Here is a 20,962-nt window from a genome sequence, read left to right as displayed (position 1 = left end):
TAAAGAGGATGTTATGAAAGTTGTAAAAAGTAAAAAGCATTTTGTTACACTTGTAGAAATGATGATCGTCATGTTCTTAATCGCAATGATTACAGGCGTGATAGCTTATAACTATACAGGTAGTTTAGATGAAGGAAAGGCCTTTAAAACAAAAGCGGGAATTGAAAAAATTCATACCGTTTTAGATTTACATTTTGCCATGCATCCGGAAGAAAAAGAAAATGTAGCAATGAATTGGAAAAAGATTTTAAGCGATTCACCGCTCGTTAAAAATTCTCGTGATCTCGAAAAAGATGGGTGGGGGGTAGAATATACTGTCACGACTAAAGAAAATGGAGAGATTGAAATCACTTCTGCGAAATATACAGATTATCTGAATAAAAAAGGGCAGGGCAGTTTATTCAAGGATTCAAAATAATTGAACGAGTGGTCTGTGAAAAATGCCTTGCATAAGGCTCATTTTACGTTATTAGAAGTATTAGTCGTCCTTTTAATCCTATCGATGGGCGCTACTTTAACTGGAATGAAATTAAAAAAAGCTTATGATGAACAATGCTTTTATTCTGAATGTCAAGAAATTCTCAACCGCTTAAGAACGGCTCAAGAGTTAATGTTGCTATTAGATGCCGATGTGTATGTTATAATAAGCCATACGGTGAATAACCAGGTGGCTTGTTCGCTAGAAATTGAAAAGCCATTAAACGATGCTTGGGCAAAAATGATTGAGCGCCCATTAATGTTATCTGCTATCGAAACTTATCAACTGGGAGGAAGAACGGAGGAATCTTTAAAATTGGTTTTTTCCTTGGGAAATATGAGTCAAGGCTCACTTGTATTAACCGGTAAGCATGCTAACAAAGAAACTATTTATTTACGTGGTTATCCCAGTCCCATTGGAAGGCAACCCCCCGGAGAAGAAATGGATAAAATAGAAGAAAGCCAACGTCTTTATCCTGCAGAAATCTATGAAGAGATATATCCTGATACCAACTCAGATCTGCAATAATCAAATGCTTCAACCCCAAAAAAATAAACGTCATTTTCAATTGTTGGAGGTGATGATTGCGATGTTGTTGATTTTGATTTGCGTGATCCCCTCTTTTCAAATTTACGTTAACATCAATAAACAACAAGCAAATGTGATACAAGTCAATCAACGTGACCACCTTGTTCATCTAATTCATGCCGATTTAATTGAAAAATTATACAAACAGACGATCTCTCTCGATCAAATTTTGGCTCGGTTTCAAGCTCCCTTTGAAGGAGAAGAATTAAAAAAAAAACTGGAGGAAATTGGGTATGAAGCTGTTTATTCCCTGTGTTTTCTGTCTTCCGAAAAAGATATTAAAACAGCTAAAAAATATTTAGTTGAATTGGTCATTCAACTACAAGATAAAAAGCAAGAAAGTTCGTTTGATTATACTTATCATATTTACATCGATCGAGGCGAGAGAGCTTTTAAACCAGGGTCCAAAAAACCTTTAGATTCTGAGGAAAAAGATGTTCCTGAAAAAGAACATGCTACTGAATAAAGGAAGAGCTAGAGAGTTTTCTTCTGAGTTTGTTAAGCATCGCAAACAATATTTTACTTTGCTTGAAACATTAATTGCCATGTTGTTGCTTTCCCTTTTACTGACACTTATCTTTGGTTTTTTTCGAGAGCTTTCTTTGATTGATACTTGGACGGAGGAAAGAGAAAAAGAAAGTTTTCAAATGCGTTACACGGAAACTCGTTTAAATTATTTATTTCAACGACTTGTCAATGAAAATCAAGGCACTATTAGACGATTTTACTTTTATACTCAACCTCCTGACGATCATATTTCTAATGCCCCTAGTCTCATTTTTACTTTTAATAACGAAACGCGAGCTAATCCTAATTTTTCTACCGACATATTAGCTAGGCTGTATGTTGATCAACAACATCGTCTTGCTTTGGCTATGTGGCCAATTTATTCAGACAAACCTTATCAAGAGATGCAAAAAGAAATTTTATTAGAAAATGTGGAAAGTATCAATTTTGACTTTTACGCTGCTCCTGAGCGCTTTTCCAATATTCATCCGATTAATCCTATGCAGCCATATCCTGAAAAGAAAACCCCAGAAAAAAATCAATGGCATCAGGAATGGTTTAAAACCTATTCACAAATGCCTTCCATATTGCGTTTAGAAGTTGACGTGGCTACTAATCCACAAGCGCTAAATAAACGAGCAGGTAAAATTGAAACGAAGACTTTGAAGTTTGCGTTTGTCTTGCCCTCTAGCCAAAATTATATTTTTTATTCATCCGAGGGTTGATATGAATGTATTACCTCTCGTTTTAATGCTTATTCTAATGACAGCTGTTATCACAGTGGAAAAATTAGAAAAATTTAAATCTACAGTTATTGTTCAACGGCAATATCAAGTCTATTTAGAAGAAGACGAGCGACAGGCTTTGAATTTGCATCAAAGGAATCTCTATGCAGAATATGAACCTTCCCAACGTCAGCTCTCCTTTACAATGTTTTTTAATAAGAAAAATCGGGAGAAAAGCCCAGAAGTTTTTCGACAAATACGTCAAATAACAGAGGATTTAATCAAAGTTTTGTATGGACAAGCAGCTTTTTACAAAAGGCTTGAGAGTCAACGTCCCAATTTTGTGCACGAAATGTTAGATGATTTCATGGCAGCTGCGGAAAAATTAAATAAAATCAATAAAATTAGGCAAATCGAAGATATTCAACGTATTCGCTTAGAAGATCCTGTATTACAACAAGCTTTTTATCATATATTAAAAGGAACCATAACAAAAAAAAAGTTGAAAGAATTGCAAATAAAAGAAGGAACTGATGAAAAAATTGCCCTTTCACAACGCAATCAAGAGAAAGGGTATTATTCATTGCTCAACTTTATCAAGCATACAGAAAAACCTCAAATCGAGATTCAGCTTGCTTCTCGGGAATTACTTTTAGCGATTTTTGGAAACGAAGAGATTGTGGAGGCTATTTTGATCAAGCGGAATGAAAAATCTGCCGATATCGGAGCTCAGTTCATTGAATCTTTTAAAGGAAAGCAAAAACCAGGAATTAGTAACGAATTACTTAACTTTAAACTGACTAAAACGGATAAAAAGCCTTATGATTAATCCTTTTTCCTTATTGAATAAAAAAAACGAAAGAAACATGCTTAGGTAATAAAACATGCAACTTCCCGAAGATCTACAAAATGGTGTGATTGAAGCGTTAGAACAGGCAGGTTGGAATGAACTGCTAAATGCAAGAGAAGTATTAACAGATCGTTACCGCTCCCACCAAAAACAGCAGTTCATGACTAATGATCAGCAACGCCTTTCTTATTTAGCTACACGTCTACCAGCCACTTATGCTGCCGTTTATCAAACGCTCAATCAAATTAAAAAAACAGTCAACGGCATATCTATCCATTCTTTATTAGATCTAGGAGCAGGTCCTGGAACAACTCTGTGGGCTGCTGCGCAAATTTTTCCTTTGCAAACGGCAACTTTATTTGAAAAAGACCAGTCTTTAGCTCTACTGGGTCAAAAATTAGCTCAGAGGAAAGAATTAGCTGTTTTTCAAAATTGCCAATGGAAAATAGGGGACCTAGAGCTATTAGAGGAGCTTCCGGTGCATGATATGGTTACTCTTTCCTATTCAATAGGCGAATTATCTTCTGCCTCTATTTTTCCGGTGTTACAGAAGTGTTGGCAAGCCACAAAAGAAATTTTGGTGATCATCGAACCTGGGACTCCGACTGGTTTTGAAAGGATTCGACTTATTCGCCAAACATTAATCGATATGGGAGGACACATCGTAGCTCCTTGCTCTCATGCCTTAAAGTGTCCGATTCTGAGAGGAGATTGGTGCCATTTTACAGCTCGTATCGAAAGAAGTTCTTTCCACAGGCGTTTGAAGGGAGGAACTTTAAATTATGAAGACGAAAAGTTTTCCTATATTGTTGTTTCTAAGTCCTCTCTTTTATTACCACCTGCTCGCATTTTACGCCATCCTCAACATCGATCCGGTCATAGTCTGTTTACGTTGTGCACTCCAAACGGAATTCAACAAGAAACGATTTCCAAGCGAACTCCTCTTGAATACAAGATAGCTAAAAAACTCGAATGGGGGGAAGTCTTTTCTTTATCAGCAAAATAAATAAATTTTCGTGAACAACAAAATGGGTTTTATTTTTAATCTTTGACTTTTGTTGCATAAAAGATTATGTCAATTGAGAACAAATTTAATGAAAAAAGTCTAAATGACAATAGGTTGATTTGTGAAACGATTTGCTTTAATTTGTCTTTTCCTTTTTATCTTGGCAGCAGTAGTTCATATTTACTTTCATTATTTTTTAGAAAAAAAAGAGAGTGAGGATTCTATTACTCTCTACGGAAATGTCGATGTGAGGCAAGTTGATTTAGGATTTAGAGTAAAAGGAAGAGTAGATCAGATGTCTTATCAAGAAGGAGATTTTGTCTCTGTTGGACAATTAATAGCCACTCTTGATAAACAGCCTTATGTCGATTTAGTTTTACAAGCCAAAGCTCAGGTAGAATCAATTGAAGCCTCTTTAAAAAATGCTGAACAGTTGATAGAACGAAGACGTACACTGATTGGGACTGGAGCGATTTCAAGTGAGGAATATGAAGATACTCTATCTTCTCGTGACGTCTTATTGGCAAATTTAAAAGAAGCACAAGCAGCTTTAGGAGTTGCTTTGACTAATTTACAAGATACAGAAATTTACGCTCCCAATGATGGAACGATTTTAACACGTATCAGAGAGCCAGGTTCTATTGTAAGGGAAGCAGATCCCGTTTATATTCTGTCATTGATTTCTCCGATTTGGGTTAGATCGTTTGTAGCAGAGCCTGAACTAGGAGAGATTTATCCCGGTATGATGGTTGAAATATTCACTGATACAAAAGAAGGAAAGGTTTATCAGGGGCATATTGGATTTATTTCTCCCGTAGCTGAATTTACCCCCAAATCAGTAGAAACAACTAAATTACGCACAGACTTAGTGTATCGTTTACGAATTATTGCTGAAAATCCTGATAAAGGATTGCGTCAAGGAATGCCAGTAACACTTCGATTAAAAAAACAAACTAAGGAAATCCTGTGACGGAAGCTTTAGTTTTCCTTCAGAATGTTTCTAAAATATTTGATCCCAGCCATCCTCCTGCTTTATGTTCCCTCAGTGCTAAGCTTATGCCTGGAAAAATGATTGGGATTGCCGGTCCAGATGGAGCTGGCAAGACAACCTTACTTCGTTTAATTGCTGGTTTGCTTTTACCTTCTAGTGGCTCTATCACAGTTGCTAAATACGATACTGTTCTACAAGCAAAACATATTCATTCGCTCATTGGCTATATGCCTCAAAAATTTGGTTTATATGAAGATCTGACGGTTGATCAGAATCTCGCACTATATGCCGATTTAAAAGGTCTTGAAAAAGAAGAAAGAAAAGAAATATTTGATAAACTTCTTGATTTTACTGGATTAAAGCCATTCACCAAACGATTGGCTAGAGCTTTATCAGGAGGAATGAAACAGAAATTAGGATTAGCTTGCACGTTGCTTCGCAAACCTCAATTATTATTATTAGATGAACCCAATGTTGGGGTAGATCCGATTTCTCGTCGCGAATTATGGAGAATGGTTCAGGATTTAATTACTAATGGAATAACAGTTTTGTGGAGTACTGCTTACTTAGATGAAGCCGAAAAATGCGATTCTGTCATTTTGTTAAATGAAGGTCAGTTACTTTATCATGGTTCTCCTTATGAATTTGCGGAACGGGTCAGAGGTCGTACATTCAAACTCACTCATTTACAAGGAAATCGACGAGAAATTCTCACGCATATTTTAAATCAACCTTTTGTTAAAGATGGGATAATTCAAGGAAATGATATTCGCCTTGTGACAGAAAATCCTAATGTAGAGTTGAATCCCTTATCTTTACCAGCAGGATTATCTGCAACTGTCATCCCAATCCTACCTCGTTTTGAAGATGCCTTTGTCGATATTTTAGGTGGGGGACCGAAAGGACCCTCACCTTTAGCAGTGCAGATTCCTCAAATTTCCAGTTGCCAAAAAGAAATTATCCAAGCAAGAGATCTCGTTAAAAAATTTGGGTCGTTTACAGCAGCAGATCATATTAATTTTACAGTCGAGGAAGGTGAAATTTTTGGATTATTAGGTCCTAATGGAGCTGGGAAATCGACGACATTTAAAATGATGTGCGGTTTACTCAAACCGACTGCGGGTTCCGCCATTGTAAATGGATTAAATTTACAGCTTGCCCCTGGAAAAGTGCGCTCTCAAATCGGGTATATGGCTCAAAAATTCTCTTTATATGGAAACTTAAGTGTCTCTCAAAATTTAAATTTTTTCTCAGGTATTTACAACTTAAGAGGAAAACATCGTCAAAAAATGATCGATCAGATGATTGTTATTTTTGGATTGCAAGACTATTTAAATGAATCCGCAGAAACCCTCCCATTAGGATTAAAACAACGCTTAGCCTTATCATGTTCCTTAATGCACTATCCCAAAGTTCTTTTCTTAGATGAACCAACTTCAGGCGTTGATCCTATTACCCGTCGAGAGTTTTGGAATCACATTAATGGCCTTGTTAAAAAAGGTGTGACGGTAATGGTAACAACACATTTTATGGAGGAAGCGGAGTACTGCGATCGAATTGGCTTAATTTATCGAAGTCGTTTAATTCAGGTGGGAACTCCAGAGAATTTAAAAAGCATTGCAAAAACAGTTCAAAATCCCTACCCAACACTTGAAGATGCTTTTATTCACCTTATTGAAGAATACGAAAAAGAGAATCCAACATGAATATAAATTCTTTTATTCGTTTAAAAGCATTGATAATCAAAGAATTTTTTCAAATTGTGAGAGATCCAAGCAGTCTTTCTATCAGCTTGATCCTGCCTCTGATACTTTTATTTCTTTACGGGTATGGAGTCTCACTTGATGCCAATCATATTAAAATAGGATTGATTCTTGAAGATACTTCCCCAGATGCACAAAGTTTTGCTCAAACTTTAAAAGATTCTCGTTTTTTTGAAGTCACTGTGGCTCATGATAGGCATATTTTAAATACGCTTATGGTTGCTGGTTCCATTAAAGGAATTGTCATTGTTCCTTCGTACTTTACTTCCTTTAAAATGCGTTCTTACCATAAGGCTCCTATTCAAGTCTTAACGGATGGGAGTGAACCAAATACAGCTAGCTTCGTTCAAAACTATATTCAAGGAGCATGGCAAAACTGGCTTATTCAAGAATCAACAATTCAGTCTAACCAAAAGATCCCGTTTGTTCGCCCTTTGCCAAGATTTTGGTTTAATGAAGAATTAGAAAGTCGAAATTTTTTAATTCCAGGATCCTTAGCGATTATTATGACCTTAATTGGAACACTTTTGACCGCTTTGGTTGTGGCAAGGGAATGGGAAAGAGGGACAATGGAAGCTTTGATGTCCACTTCTGTAACAATTACAGAATTATTAATTGGTAAACTCGTGCCCTATTTCATTCTAGGAATGTTTGCTATGACTGTCTGTGTGTGTATCGCAGTCTTTTTTTATCACATTCCTTTAAGAGGCTCTTGGCTACTACTCGGATTTGTCACAGCCATCTTTCTTTGGACAGCTTTGGGATTGGGACTGCTAATTTCCACGCTAACAAAAAATCAATTTACTGCAGCACAAGCGGCCATTGTTGCCTCATATTTACCGGCTTTTATTTTGTCAGGATTTATTTTTGAAATTTCTAGTATGCCAACACCTATTCGTTGGATTACCTATTTGATTCCGGCTCGGTATTTTGTTTCTAGTTTACAAACGATTTTCTTAGTTGGCAACATTTGGAAACTTATCATTCCCAATACAGGAGTGATGTTACTGATTGGCTGTGTGATTTATTTGTTAACTGCTAAAAAAACAGTGAAAAGACTCGATTAGGAAAAACGAATGATTGATCGTATTATAGCTTTAATTATTAAAGAACTTTTAGCTGTTTGGCGAGATAAAAAGAGTCGATTCATTTTAATTGTTCCTCCCCTTATTCAGCTATTTGTTTTTGCACTCGCTGGCACATTAGAAGTAAAAAATGTACCGATCGGCATTCTCAATCTTGATAGGGGACCATCCTCATTTGAATTATTACAACGATTTCATGATTCGCGTACCTTTACTCCTATTTATTACCTGAAATCTATCCATGAAATTAAAGAACTCCTAGATAAGCAAGAAGTGATGTTAGTCATTCACTTAGATGAACAATTTTCTCGCAACTTGAAAAAACAGCAAGCAACAGACGTTCAATTGATTCTGGATGGAAGAAAATCCAATACAGCTCAAATTGTTCAAGGGTATGTCGCAAGAGTGATTGATCAATTTAATCACGATTATGCTCAACAGGCGGGATTTTCAAATTCTTCTTCTGAGCTCATAATGCGTCATTGGTTTAATCCCAATTTACTGTATGAATGGTTTAATGTTCCCAATTTGATGGGAATTTTAACAATGTTGGTGGGGTTAATTGTGACAGCTTTATCTGTCGCTCGAGAAAGAGAGTTAGGGACGTTTGATCAGTTACTCGTTTCTCCTCTTCAACCCATGGAAATTTTGTTGGGTAAAACAATTCCTGCTTTATTAATTGGGATAATAGAAGGAACAATAATCCTTTTAGCCGCAGTTTTTATTTTTCAAATTCCTTTTACAGGTTCTGTCGCGATTTTATATTTAAGCTTATTTATATTTATTAGTGCGGTAGTAGGGGTAGGGTTATTTATTTCTTCTCTTTGTATGACCCAGCAGCAAGCCATTTTAGGAACATTTGTTTTTATGAGTCCATCTGTGATGTTATCTGGATTTGCTACACCGATTGAAAATATGCCATCTTGGTTACAAACCGTGACATTACTTAACCCTCTTCGCTATTTTTTAGTGATTGTGAAAGGGGTTTTTTTGAAAAACATGCCTTTAAATATTGTTTTTCAAAATTTATGGCCTATGTTTTTGATGGCTATTTTTACATTAGCTTGCGCAAAGTGGCTTTTTAAACGCCGTCTAACTTAGGCTTTAATAATAAATGATTTACTGATAAATTGCGTTTAGGCCGATTGTTTGTTTTTCTTTTATTTATAAAAGAGAAAAAATTGGCTCTTGCATTTTTTGAAATCAATTTATATAGTCGAAAAAAATGCGTAAAGCCTAAAAAAATTTCTCTGTAACCCTTAAAAAGGCGATATATATGAAACTTTTCTTCTCAACATTTTTAGCTGCAGTAGCTATTTTCAGCGCCTCAAGTACTGTACAAGCATGGAATGATTGTGGCTCATGTGATCCTTCCTATGGCTCATTTTCATTCTTAGATGATGTAGCAGTAGAAGCTAGAGTTGCTTACTTCCGTCCTTGTTCTAAAAAAGTTAGGCATATTTATGGAAATGGATGGGCAGACTACCAAATTGAGCTTTCTAAAAGTTTTTGCAATAACTGGCGCGGATGGGTTGGCATAAGCGGGTTTGAAAAGAAAGGTCACTCGATTGGCGACCATGATAAAACAAAATTCCGTATGATCCCATTAACTTTGGGTGTCAAATATTTATTCAATATCAATCCGTATGCAAGTTTATATGTCGGAGCAGGTGCTTCTTACAATTGGGTAAGAGTTAAAAATCATTCTTCTTTTGTTCATGAAACAAGTAAAAAGCAAACGTGGGGCGGTATTGTGCAACTAGGCGCTTACTACTCTTTGGCAGAAAATGTTTTCGCTGACGTATTTGTAGATTATGTATTCCAAGAGTTTAAGTTCCATTCTCATAATAGCAGTGATTATGTTAGCCATCATCACAAAGTTAACTTGAATGGATTTAAAGTCGGTGGTGGTCTCGGTTATCGTTTCTAATTTTTAGGACGTACCGATTTTCAAAATTGTTTCTTATATTGGTGATTGAGGCTGTTCAGTTTAGAATGAGCCTCAATCACTAATTTTTTTTCTATTGATAAAAGAAATAATCTAGACCTTTGCTAAATAAATTTCCCTTGAATTTTAGTCTTTTTTTTATGCATTTCTCTTTTTTAATCGGAGTTACGAGCGAGGCTTGTTCCTTCCTGTGCAAAAAATAGATGTTCTTTGTTTGTTCTAATGACTTTCAACTAGAAAGCTCTTTATTTTCACCAGAAGTAAAACGAGAAGATTTTAGAGAAATACGCTGAAGTTGATTGCTGGATGGGTGAGAAAAAACAATTGTTTCCACAAGTTTTTCATCCATCTCCCATTCTATATTTATGAGAGGATCATTAGAAAATCTAATTTGATTGGCTTTTTTTACGAAATTGATAATGGGATCAATCCATGTGGGGGAAAAATTAGATTGAATAAGTTGAAAATGTAACTCTTCTGCAGTGAAAGATTTTAAGCGCATCTTTAAATGCTTTTCTAAATACGATAAAAGTAGATCTTGAAGTTGTGTGTAAAAAGATTTGTATAAACCTTGTTGGGGAAGTTGTTCTTGTTTTAATAGCAATAAAGTTTGTTGAGCGTTTAATTCTGGGGATTTTTCTGAGAGCAAAGTTATATGCCTGAGGAAAAATATATTTCGTCCATACCAGGCAAGCAGTAAACACAATAACAGCAGGATTGTTAGCCAAGGAACCGTCCTTTCTGAAAAAATTTTTTGATTTCTTTCTGCTTCTAAATCCAGTTGTTTTTTATTTTCGTAGATATCAATTCGGTTACTTTCTGTTAATGTTAAAGGAAATTGACGATCAATGGAGAATAAGGGTGCAATAGGTAAGAATTGTTTATCCAATTCTTCGGAATTTGCCACTTCGATAGAAAAAATGGGTGTAAAAATATTTTTGATTTTCTCTTCCTTTGTTGTTTCAAATAAAATATTTAAAAAGGATAAAGGAATTTCTCCAACTTGCAATGGAGAAAGGATAAGAGAAAAGTTTGTACGTTGTTTTTGATTTTCTTCTTGGGATGTTTGAATAACTTCCTGGATTGCAAAAACTGGCTGAAGGGGATTAAATGAATGTGTCAATTGATGGATAAGCATATTTTTATTCATTTTATCAGAAGAGGGAGAATGTATGTTCGCCTTCACAGTCAAAGGCTGCTCTAAGGTTATATGTTCTGAAGAAAATTCTAATCCAATAGAAATATCATTTTGGATAGTATTCCATGTTAATTCTGCTTGAAGGAATATAGGGAGGAATAGGATGAATCGGATCCAAAAAATCACTTTTTATGCCTAAATTTAAAAAAGTTATACAATGCTTGAGTAGAAGATTCATCTGTTCGAATTGAAATCCATGCTGCGCCAGCTTTGGCAAATGTTTTTTGCCATAATTGTTGTCTATATTTTGATGACTCTTGATAAAACTTTTGTAAGGACTTGTCAGATGAATCTATTAATGCTTTTTTATTTGATTCTAAATCATATAATGAAATTAATCCCATAGAGGGGAAATTTTGTTCATATTCGTCATAGAGTTGAATTCCGATAAGTTCATGTCTTTTGGCGGTGACATGAATTGCATGAAATAAAGGTTGTGTCAAAAAGTCTGAAATTAGAAAGCAAGTTGATTGTTTTTTCTGGACGTTTCCTAAAAATCTTAAAGCTTTTTGAAGATCTGTTCCCCGATACTGAGGCTGAAAAAATAGAAGCTCACGAATAACTCTCAAAACGTGTCGAAGCCCTTTTTTAGGTTTCAAGTAGAGTTCTATTTGATTGGAAAATAGAAGCAATCCTACATTGTCTTGATTCTTAATAGCTGAAAAAGCTAATAAAGCAGCAACTTCTGCAATTAATTCACTTTTTAACTGTTTGATATGGCTAAAATGAGACGAGGCAGAGATGTCAACTACCAACATCACTGTGAGCTCTCTTTCTTCTCGAAAATTTTTTAAATAGGGTGTTTGAAGTCTAGCTGTGACATTCCAGTCAATGCTTCGAATATCATCACCTGGTTGATATTCTCTAACATCTTCAAATTCTAAGCCGCGACCTTTAAAAGCTGAGCGGTAAATTCCTGCAAAAAGATCATCCACATTACGGGTTGTTTCAATTTGGATGCGGCGGATATGTTGAAAAATTTCTAGTAGAGTTGGATTCATGGGATAGGCAGCGTATCTAAAATTTGTCGAATGACAGCATCTGTTGTTAAATTCTCGGCTTCAGCCTCATAAGAAAGTCGTAAACGATGTCTTAAAATGGGAAGACACACATCTTTAATATCTTGCGGGTTTACAAAATAACGCCCTCTAATAAAAGCATGCGCTTTCGCAGCTTGTTTTAATGCTAAGGTGGCTCTTGGAGAAGCTCCATATTCGAGTAACCCTTTAATCTGTCCTAATTGATAATCCTCGGGTTTACGCGTTGTTTGAATAATATCTAAGATATACTCAAAAATTTTCTCATCTAAGTAGACTTCATTGACAAGCTTTCGAAAAAAAAGAATGTCTTCTACACTAAGGATAGCTGAAATAGCGGGTAAGGGGGATAAAGATCCAATACGTTTGAGAATTTCTTTTTCTTCTGCTCGAGATGGGTAAGTAAGCAAAATTTTCATCATAAAACGGTCTGTTTGTGCTTCAGATAAAGGATAGGTTCCTTCTTGCTCAATCGGATTTTGAGTCGCTAAAACTAAAAAAGGTCGAGGGGCCTCAAATGTTTCTCCTCCAATTGTCACTTGTTTTTCTTGCATGACTTCTAGTAAGGCGGATTGAACTTTAGCAGGGGCGCGATTGATTTCATCAGCAAGTAGAATATTGGTAAAAATAGGGCCTTGCTTGATACTAAAAGTTCCCTCTTTAGGATTATAAATAGGGGTTCCAACTAAGTCTGCAGGTAAAAGATCAGGAGTAAACTGAACTCTTTTAAATTGACAGTCTATGATTTTAGAAAATGTGGTGGCAGCCAGGGTTTTAGCAAGACCAGGTACACCTTCTAAGAGAAGATGGCCATCAGCAAATAGGCCAATTAATAAACAATCGATCAAAAATGTTTGCCCAACAACAACTTTTCCTATTTCTTGTCTAATCTGATCAATTTTGTTTTGGGCTTCGTGAATTAAATCTGAAGTTAAGCGAACATCATTAGTCATCAAATCTCCCTATCAAGTGTTTTCTCGCATTGTGGGAAATCTCACTATTTTCGGTAAATAAAATCTTTAGAATTCCACTTCTGGACGAATTGATTTAGGAAGGGTAATCGTGAAAGTCGATCCTTTACCTAGTTCAGATTTTAAGGTAATTGTACCAAAGTGTTTTTCAATAATTGTTTTAACGATAGAAAGTCCAAGGCCTGATCCTCCCATTTTTTGAGAGTGAGCTTTATCTACCGTGTAAAAACGATCAAAAATATGCTCTTGATCGGCAAGCGGAATGCCGATACCTTGATCAGAAACTTCAATCACAATATGATCGGATAAATCGTTTAATTTGACAAAAATATGCGCCGGCCTCGAAGAATATTTCGCAGCATTTTCAATCAAGTTCATGATCGCTAATTCGAATAAATCTTCATCTACTATTAATTTAATGTCATCGCTTGACGTTTCGATATTCACTTCGGCATCAGGAAATATTTCATGAAGCATAGATTGACAACGAGTTGTTAAATCAAAAAGATCACATAAGCTTAAGCGAGAAGAAGGAATGTTCTCAATATCTGCTAAGGTTAATAAATCTTTAATGAGAGCCGTCATGCGCTTACAGTTACGGACAATTTTAGTGGTAATTTCATTTTGAATATCTTGAGGTAGCCCCGGATTATCGTAAAGTGCTTCAGCAAATCCACGGATAATAGTAATAGGTGTTTTTAATTCATGGGAAGCGTTAGCAATAAAATCTCTTCGCATTTCGAATATTTTATAGTGCGCTGTTTTATCTTGTAGAACAAGTATTGCTCCACTGTTATTCCTTTTGGGAGCCGCAACAATATCAAGGTAAAGTTTTTTCCCCTCAATATTTATTTCTAGAGTGTCTGTTAAAGGTTTTTCTTCTTCTTGACATTGTCTTAATAGTGTTAAGTATTTTTCTTGGTTTAGAGAAGAAAATTTTTGACCTATTAAATCAAGTTGATTTAATCCAATAAATTTGATTGCCATGTGATTTGCATAAGCGATACACATTGTACGGTCAACGGCAATTACTCCTTCCACAAGTGATTCTAAGATGGCTTCTTTCTCATCTCGCTCTTGCGTTAAAATATGAATATGATTTCTAATTTTTGCTGATAGGCTATTGAGAGTAAGAGCTAATTTTGTAAAATCATCTTTAGGATTTAAATTACTTGTATCTATCTCTGAAAAGCTTTGTTGGCCTCCCATTTGATAAGATCTAGCTGATTGGATGATTTTTTGAATAGGTTTTGTTAAATGATTCATGGCAATCCATGTGATCATGCTAAATAAAAGTAAAATCGCAGTTGCAAATACCAAGAAACCAATTTCAAAATCTCGAGTCATTTCATCGACATATTGCTGAGGAAAGGCGGTTCTCAAAACGTATGTTTTATTCTGATAACCAAACGATTTAGCAAAATAAGTAAACTTTTGCTGAAGAATTTTGGAATATGCTTCGTGAAAACCTAATCCGCAATCAAATGCTTCACGAACTTCAGGATGATCTAGGACATAATTCTGATGAAACTTAGGCCCTAGAATACGTTTAACGTGAGAATCGTATAATACTTTACTTTCTTCACTGATAATTCCCATGCGAAAGAAAATATTACTCTTTTGATCTTTTAAGCGTTTGATTAAAGTCTCTTTATTAGGAGCATCTTGAATATGAGCTATAATTTCCGAAGCACGATTTTCCATCCCTTTGACGATAATTCGATGAACCCAATGAGAAACTAAAGGAAACAAAGGAATAATGAAGATACAAAAGACAAATACATAGCTAATAAAAATTTTTTGTCGGAAACTAAACATGTTTAAGCCAGGAACTTTTTTTATTTAATAAAAATTGTAACAACTATTTTAATTAAGAAAAAGTAAATAATTTGCTGTTAGTTAGTTAAGATTGGGTTAACTTAATGAAATAATCAATTATTTCCTAATTTTTTTATAGATAATGAATATATTTTGTAATGACTATTGAGTCAGAATCTCATAACCCGTTTCTGTAATCAAAAGAGTATCTTCTAATCGTACGCCTCCAACTCCTTTAAGATAAATTCCCGGTTCAATCGTGATGACCATTCCTGCTTGTAAAGGATAATCACTAAATGGACCTGAGCGTCGAATGGTAGGAGATTCGTGGATATCTAAACCAATTCCATGTCCAAGACTGTGGGTAAAATAATCGCCATATCCTTTGGATTCAATGAAAGAGCGCGCAGTATTGTCGAGTTCTCCTATCAAAGTGCCTGGTTTGCATAAATGCATTGCTTGATGCTTTGCTTCCTCAACAATAGAATAAATAGACTGAATTTGTTCAGAAACATTCCCAAAAAAATCAACTCGAGTCATATCCGAGTGATAATGATGAACGACAACTCCAATATCAATTAACACAGGCATGTTAGCCTGTAAAATTTCTTTATCAGCTCGATAATGAGGCTTTGAGCTATTAAAGCCAAAAGCAATAATTGGATCAAAGGCTAATTGTTTCGCCCCCTTTTTTTTCCAGAAAAATTCCAATTCAAAGGCTAATTCTGCCTCTGTTACTCCTACTTGGAGTAAAGTTTTTAAATAATGATATCCTTCTAAAGCTAGTTTTGCCGATTCTTTTAAATAAATAATCTCTTGTTCATCTTTAATCAGACGCATTTCTTGTAAGGGAGAAGGAATAGGGATGATAGTGCATGAAGAAAGAGAGCTAGATAAAAAAGAGTATCTTCCAAAAGTTGTTGTCTCTGGATCTATCCCCAAATTTTTTAATTGGTATTCTTTTAACCAATTTGTGAGAGAAGATTCGTGAAGAAGAATGACAGGATAAAGAGTTTGTTGGTTGCAAATTTCAAAATATCGTCCATCCACAATCAAACATGTTTGATTTTCGCTAACTAGAATTTTCCCGGCAGATAATTCCAATCCTGTTAAATAGAGAATGTGGGTGGGATGTTCAATTAAGAGTACATCGCAAGGCAAAGAAGATAGTTTTTCTCTAAGTTTGCATAATCGATTGACGTAGTTCATAAGAATAAGTAAGATTCAATTATTTTTTATGTGATATTGAATAAAGGAACACGGGGATCAGATTACCAACAATATCATTATCTCAAGCAATAAAACCAGAGGTTTTTAAATGAAATATTCCTATTTAATTTTGTTAATACTGTTTCCTTATTTAGTTGTGGCTGATTTTAGTGAAGGTCATCCAACTTTAGACTCAGAGCTTGAAGAAAGTGTTTTTATTTCAGATCATCAAGAAAATCCTGCTCCTTCATACTCAGAAATAACATTAGAAAATTTTCCTAATAATATCGAGAAGGAAGCCTATTTTTCTAGAGAAAATCGGAATGATGCAAAAAATTTGGTAGTCTTAAATTTGAATTATACATTTGGTAAAAGCTTGGGTTGCCAAAAAAGCTATGGGACATTTGGTGGGATGATCTTTCCCTTTTTTTCTTCCTGTCGCCCATTTCAGATTTTTTTAGATGGAAAAGCATTTCTTTTTGATCATGGTAAGTGGGGAGGAAGCGTAGGAATTGGGCTGCGCCATTTTTCGTATAACGGATGGATGGTTGGGTTGAATGGTTATTACGACTATCGACGTTTTAATGGCTGGGATTTAAATCAATTAGGATTAGGAGTGGAACTTTTAGGAGATTGTGTTGAATTTAGAGTCAATGGCTATCTTCCTGTCAATAAAAACAGATGGGATCAATGTTGTCTTTTTAACTATTCTGGTAGTTATTTTGCAACATTGCGGGAGCGTGGATATGTTTGGTCTGGCTTAGACACTGAAATTGGTACCTGGCTTGTCAAACCTTCTTGTTGTCAGGATATTGGACTTTATGTTGCTGCTGGACCATATTATTATAGACGGTCTCATGACCAGGATTTTTTTTTCCATGATCAAAAGCATCACACCATTGGTGGAAAAGCCAGAATATTAGCAACACTTGGAGATTTTATCGAATTATCAATGGCAGCGACTCATGATTCTGTTTGGCATACACGAGTGCAAGGAAGAGCTGAAATCATTGTTCCGTTTGATTATTTTTACACATTATTTAATCCTGTTCATGATCAATCTACTTGCTTGGTTACGCCTTCTCACTCATCATTAACAAGACCTGTTTATCGTCAAGATTCGATAGTTGTTAGTAAAAATCATTATTGGACTTGGAATTGGTGTGATAGATCCATGAGTGATGGAAATGATTAGGCTTATTTTTCAATTTTATTAAATTTATAGTTTTTTTAAACAATCCTTCACCAATAGCTCCTATGTTTTATTCATTTTTTCGAAGAATACATCTTTTTTTATTTTTATATATTTTTATGGGCCAGCTAATGGCTGTAGATTTACATTCCAGTGATCAACAAACTGTGCTTTTAGCCTTATTAGCTCGTAATAAAGAACACACACTTCCTGCGTTCTTAAATTGTATTGAACATTTAGATTATGATAAGAAATGTATCTCAATTTATATTCATACTAACAACAATATTGATAAGACTCAGGAAATTTTGGAAGCCTGGGTTAAAGAAAAAGGAAATTTATATAAGGATGTCATCTTTGTTAAACAAGATTTGAACACAGTTTTAACAAATCGCCCTCATGAATGGACTCCAGAAAGATTTAAAATTTTGGCAAAAATTAGAAATGACAGTTTGGAATATGCCAAGCTTTTAAAGTCAGATTATTATTTTGTTGTCGATTGTGATAATTTTATTACAGCTGATACTTTAAAAGACCTTATCAAACAAGATAAGCCTATTATTGCGCCCTTGTTACGATCTTTAGAAACTAATAATTATTATAGTAATTTTTTTTGTGCAATTGATGAAACGGGATATTACGGTTATCATCTCGACTATTTAAAAATCGTATCATATGAAAAGATTGGTGTTTTCAAAGTTCCTGTTGTTCATTGCACCTATCTGATTCAGTCTAAATATCTTGATCAACTGAGCTATATTGATGGATCAGAGGATTATGAGTTTGTCATTTTTTCTAGGAAGGCACGTGAAAAAAATGTCGATCAATATATTAGTAATGAAAAAAAATACGGATATTTGGTTCATTTTTTCGATAATCTTTCTTTAGAAGAAGAAAAAGAACGCATGGCATCAATAAATATTCTTAGGAGAATAGCGGATTTAAGGCATTAACTACTCTCTTTCTTCACAGATCTTTAAATTACTGAAAATAAACAATATAGTGTTTGAGATGGCATTTTTCAAAATGATATAAATCAAAAATTTAGGAAGTTAAATAAAAGAAGTACTACTTATTTTTCTTCTAAATCTTCTAAACTAATCACATCGGTAAATGTTTTATTTACTTAAGGATTAGCTGATAACTTGCTTTTTATATGGCTTATTAAACAGGTCTAGTTTAAATGCTTTTTCTATATATGTAAGCGTTAGTGGACTATTAAAAGGATTTATTCCTTTTGCCAGAGTCTCATACGCTTCTTTTTTTAAACTAAATTGATATTCCCCAGGTTAGGGATTAATATCGATGAATAGAGAAGCTGCTTACTTAAAAGACCTGTCTGCTAAATAAATTTTCATTAATTCGACAAGATAAGGGTCATTTTGATGAGTTAACTCATAGGATTTTTTTATGTAGTAAATAATGGTTTTTGACTGATTTTAACGAAAAGCCATTTTGGCTTGCTCAATTTGAACAGTGTCTAAATAAGCTTTAAAAAGATCTTGTCTATTTGATTCCGGGTTTAACGTAAGCCCAACTTTTAATTTCTTAATAGTTTCATCATAAGAAGTGCTTATAAAAAAAATTGTTTCCAAAATTTATTTCAATGCATGCGATTTTTGTCAATAAAGAGGCAATTAATGCCTCCTTAAAATTTTAACTTTCAAAAAAGTTGTCATTGAAAAAAAAGAGTTTTATAAGAAGTTAAACGCAGTATTGATTTACAAATGGAAAGTTTAGCTAGAGCTTTTTAAGGATTTTAAATTATTTTTACCTTTTCTAAGGATTTTATGAGCACCTTTCCCAAGCGCATTTTACTCAAGTTATCGGGAGAAACGTTGATTGGTAACCAAGGCTTTGGCATCCAGCAACAAGCTTGCCTTCAAATTACTAAATCTATTCAACAAATTCAACAATTGGGAATCCAATTAGGAATTGTGATTGGAGGAGGAAATATTTTCAGAGGAATAAACCTTAAAGCAAATGGAATGCCTCGTGTTCCTGCAGACCATATGGGAATGCTTGCAACGCTTTTAAATGGGATCGCTCTTCAACAAGCTTTAATAAGTTTAGAAGTCAAAACGTGCGTGATGAGTGCCTTAGACTGTCCAAAAGTAGCAGAGTCTTATCAATGGAGTAAAGCTTTGCAATATTTAGAAGAGGGGGTGGTTGTCATTTTCGTCGGAGGAACAGGTAACCCCTATTTTACAACAGATACAGCTGCAGCTTTAAGAGCAAGTGAAATACAAGCAAATTTACTGCTTAAAGCGACTAAGGTAGATGGGATTTATAATCAGGATCCTTTAAAAAATACCCAAGCTGTCAAATATGATCGAATTTCTTATTCTCAAGTGCTTGCAGAAAAATTACAAGTCATGGATGCTACTGCTATTGCTTTATGTAGAAATCATCAAATTCCTATCTTTGTGTTTAACATGAAGCGTCTATTTGAAAATAGATTAGACCATGTCTTAACAGATTATAGTCATGGAACTTTAGTTGATGATGGAGAAATTGGTCATGAAGCTAACAAGCTAGATAGATAATAGGAGTTAATATGAGCATAGTTGATCAAACTAAAACCAAAATGATAACGGCAATTGAACATTTAAAGAATGATTTGAAAAATATTCGTACGGGTCGTGCCAATCCGGGAATGGTTGAGCATGTGATGATAGAAGTCTATGGAAGCCCTATGCGTCTAAAAGATGTTGCTTCGATTTCTGCTCCCGAGGCGCGTCAACTATTAATTACTCCCTTTGATCCTCAAAATGCGGGATCGATTGGCAAAGGTATTGAAAAAGCAAATTTAGGTTTAATGCCTATTGTTGATGCGCATTCTGTTCGTATAAAAATTCCTCCTATGACAGAAGAAATTCGAAAAAAAATGGCAAAAATTTGCCATGAAGAAAAAGAAAAGACAAAAGTTAGTATTCGAAATATCAGACGCGATGCCAATGAATTAGCAAGAAAACAAAAATCGGAAGGAATCATTGCAGAAGATGTTTTAAAAAAACTCGAAAAAAATATTCAAGAGTTAACGGATAAGTTTTGTAAAGAAGCTGATGAAATCGCGGAAAAAAAAGAAAAAGAAATTTCCACAATTTAATGCTTGTAAAAAAATGAGGCTTTATTTTAGGATAAAGCCTCTTCAATCAAAAATTGAAGAATAGTTTGGATCCTATTTATTCTAAATACGATTTAAGTTTTTTACCTGGCCCCATCGTCTAGCCAGGTCTAGGACACCGGATTTTCATTCCGATAACAGGGGTTCGAATCCCCTTGGGGTCATCAAGAGTCTTTAGCTCAGTTGGTTAGAGCACCTCACTTTTAATGAGGGGGTCGATGGTTCGAGTCCATCAAGACTCATATGTCTTTTAGGCAGATTTATTCTAATAAGCTCTTTTCTTGCGATTACTTTTAATAAGTGCTTTTTTCAAAAAGCTTTTTCTTTATTTTTTTAATATTTAATTTCTTACATATTGAAACGAACCAGTCCCCAATTTTAAATCGTTTGATCCTTCGAAAGCCTCTTTTTTAAAAACTTTTGTAAGGGCTCCTTTTATCCTTTTTGCAAAAAATTTACATTGCTATTT

At 34.7% G+C, this 20,962-nt stretch carries 20 protein-coding genes and 2 tRNA genes; 17 read left to right on the top strand and 5 right to left on the bottom strand.

What is annotated here, in order from left to right; translation table 11 throughout:
* Window positions 1-13 precede the first annotated feature (13 nt).
* From PC_RS09100 to PC_RS09050, 11 genes are all read left to right on the top strand, one after another.
* Window positions 14-418 carry a type II secretion system protein gene (locus PC_RS09100; RefSeq protein WP_011176440.1) on the top strand — a complete coding sequence of 135 codons (405 nt, stop codon included), beginning with the start codon at window positions 14-16 and terminating at the stop codon, window positions 416-418.
* The gene (locus PC_RS09095) at window positions 419-1,006 is read left to right on the top strand and encodes a prepilin-type N-terminal cleavage/methylation domain-containing protein (protein ID WP_011176439.1); all 588 of its coding nucleotides are present in this window, start codon (window positions 419-421) and stop codon (window positions 1,004-1,006) included.
* A 52-nt stretch (window positions 1,007-1,058) separates the two neighbouring features.
* Window positions 1,059-1,532 (top strand): hypothetical protein, encoded by a 474-nt coding sequence (locus PC_RS09090; protein WP_044045263.1) that lies wholly within the window; start codon window positions 1,059-1,061, stop codon window positions 1,530-1,532.
* Window positions 1,519-2,298: a type II secretion system protein GspJ gene (locus tag PC_RS09085; protein ID WP_044045261.1), complete on the top strand. Its 780-nt coding sequence runs from the start codon at window positions 1,519-1,521 to the stop codon at window positions 2,296-2,298. Before PC_RS09090 ends, PC_RS09085 begins: the two co-directional genes overlap by 14 nt.
* A gap of 1 nt (window position 2,299) precedes the next feature.
* On the top strand, window positions 2,300-3,127 hold the full coding sequence (locus PC_RS09080) for a hypothetical protein (RefSeq protein ID WP_044045260.1): 828 nt from the start codon (window positions 2,300-2,302) through the stop codon (window positions 3,125-3,127).
* Between the two features lie 55 nt (window positions 3,128-3,182).
* Window positions 3,183-4,154, top strand: coding sequence for a small ribosomal subunit Rsm22 family protein (locus PC_RS09075; RefSeq protein WP_011176435.1), 972 nt, complete (start codon window positions 3,183-3,185; stop codon window positions 4,152-4,154).
* Window positions 4,155-4,275: 121 nt separating this feature from the next.
* The gene (locus PC_RS09070; RefSeq protein WP_011176434.1) at window positions 4,276-5,124 is read left to right on the top strand and encodes an efflux RND transporter periplasmic adaptor subunit; all 849 of its coding nucleotides are present in this window, start codon (window positions 4,276-4,278) and stop codon (window positions 5,122-5,124) included.
* On the top strand, window positions 5,121-6,851 hold the full coding sequence (locus tag PC_RS09065) for an ATP-binding cassette domain-containing protein (protein WP_011176433.1): 1,731 nt from the start codon (window positions 5,121-5,123) through the stop codon (window positions 6,849-6,851). Before PC_RS09070 ends, PC_RS09065 begins: the two co-directional genes overlap by 4 nt.
* Entirely contained in the window at window positions 6,848-7,975 is a 1,128-nt protein-coding gene (locus tag PC_RS09060; RefSeq protein WP_011176432.1) for an ABC transporter permease, read from the top strand. Before PC_RS09065 ends, PC_RS09060 begins: the two co-directional genes overlap by 4 nt.
* 9 nt (window positions 7,976-7,984) lie before the next feature.
* Window positions 7,985-9,094, top strand: a complete 1,110-nt coding sequence (locus tag PC_RS09055; RefSeq protein ID WP_011176431.1) for an ABC transporter permease — start codon at window positions 7,985-7,987, stop codon at window positions 9,092-9,094.
* Between the two features lie 175 nt (window positions 9,095-9,269).
* Entirely contained in the window at window positions 9,270-9,923 is a 654-nt protein-coding gene (locus tag PC_RS09050; RefSeq protein ID WP_011176430.1) for an outer membrane protein, read from the top strand.
* 247 nt (window positions 9,924-10,170) lie between these two features.
* On the opposite strand, the gene PC_RS09045 is transcribed toward PC_RS09050, so the two are convergent.
* From PC_RS09045 to PC_RS09025, 5 genes are all read right to left on the bottom strand, one after another.
* Window positions 10,171-11,265: a hypothetical protein gene (locus PC_RS09045; protein WP_011176429.1), complete on the bottom strand. Its 1,095-nt coding sequence runs from the start codon at window positions 11,263-11,265 to the stop codon at window positions 10,171-10,173.
* Window positions 11,262-12,140, bottom strand: coding sequence for a DUF58 domain-containing protein (locus PC_RS09040; protein ID WP_011176428.1), 879 nt, complete (start codon window positions 12,138-12,140; stop codon window positions 11,262-11,264). The genes PC_RS09045 and PC_RS09040 overlap by 4 nt, the downstream gene beginning before the upstream one ends.
* The gene (locus PC_RS09035; protein WP_044045258.1) at window positions 12,137-13,129 is read right to left on the bottom strand and encodes an AAA family ATPase; all 993 of its coding nucleotides are present in this window, start codon (window positions 13,127-13,129) and stop codon (window positions 12,137-12,139) included. The genes PC_RS09040 and PC_RS09035 overlap by 4 nt, the downstream gene beginning before the upstream one ends.
* 66 nt (window positions 13,130-13,195) lie before the next feature.
* The gene (locus PC_RS09030; RefSeq protein WP_011176426.1) at window positions 13,196-14,965 is read right to left on the bottom strand and encodes a sensor histidine kinase; all 1,770 of its coding nucleotides are present in this window, start codon (window positions 14,963-14,965) and stop codon (window positions 13,196-13,198) included.
* A gap of 162 nt (window positions 14,966-15,127) precedes the next feature.
* Window positions 15,128-16,174, bottom strand: coding sequence for a M24 family metallopeptidase (locus PC_RS09025; RefSeq protein WP_044045256.1), 1,047 nt, complete (start codon window positions 16,172-16,174; stop codon window positions 15,128-15,130).
* 109 nt (window positions 16,175-16,283) lie between these two features.
* On the opposite strand from PC_RS09025, the gene PC_RS10135 reads away from it, so the two are divergent.
* The 6 genes from PC_RS10135 to PC_RS08995 all read left to right on the top strand — a co-directional run bounded on the left by PC_RS10135 (window position 16,284) and on the right by PC_RS08995 (window position 20,735).
* A complete protein-coding gene (locus PC_RS10135; protein ID WP_011176424.1) occupies window positions 16,284-17,369 on the top strand; it encodes an inverse autotransporter beta domain-containing protein in 1,086 nt (361 codons plus the stop codon).
* A gap of 128 nt (window positions 17,370-17,497) precedes the next feature.
* Window positions 17,498-18,319, top strand: a complete 822-nt coding sequence (locus PC_RS09015) for a glycosyltransferase family 2 protein (protein ID WP_052278694.1) — start codon at window positions 17,498-17,500, stop codon at window positions 18,317-18,319.
* 837 nt (window positions 18,320-19,156) lie between these two features.
* Window positions 19,157-19,912 carry a UMP kinase gene (pyrH, locus tag PC_RS09010; protein WP_011176422.1) on the top strand — a complete coding sequence of 252 codons (756 nt, stop codon included), beginning with the start codon at window positions 19,157-19,159 and terminating at the stop codon, window positions 19,910-19,912.
* 11 nt (window positions 19,913-19,923) lie between these two features.
* Window positions 19,924-20,475: a ribosome recycling factor gene (gene frr / locus PC_RS09005; protein ID WP_011176421.1), complete on the top strand. Its 552-nt coding sequence runs from the start codon at window positions 19,924-19,926 to the stop codon at window positions 20,473-20,475.
* 107 nt (window positions 20,476-20,582) lie between these two features.
* Window positions 20,583-20,657: transfer RNA gene (locus tag PC_RS09000), tRNA-Glu, on the top strand.
* Between the two features lie 4 nt (window positions 20,658-20,661).
* Window positions 20,662-20,735: transfer RNA gene (locus PC_RS08995), tRNA-Lys, on the top strand.
* Window positions 20,736-20,962: the final 227 nt, after the last annotated feature.

Source organism: Candidatus Protochlamydia amoebophila UWE25 (assembly GCF_000011565.2).
In the GTDB taxonomy this organism is placed as follows: domain Bacteria; phylum Chlamydiota; class Chlamydiia; order Chlamydiales; family Parachlamydiaceae; genus Protochlamydia; species Protochlamydia amoebophila.
The sequence above is the reverse complement of the archived record's forward strand: the minus strand, read 5'-3'. Positions and strand labels throughout refer to the sequence as shown.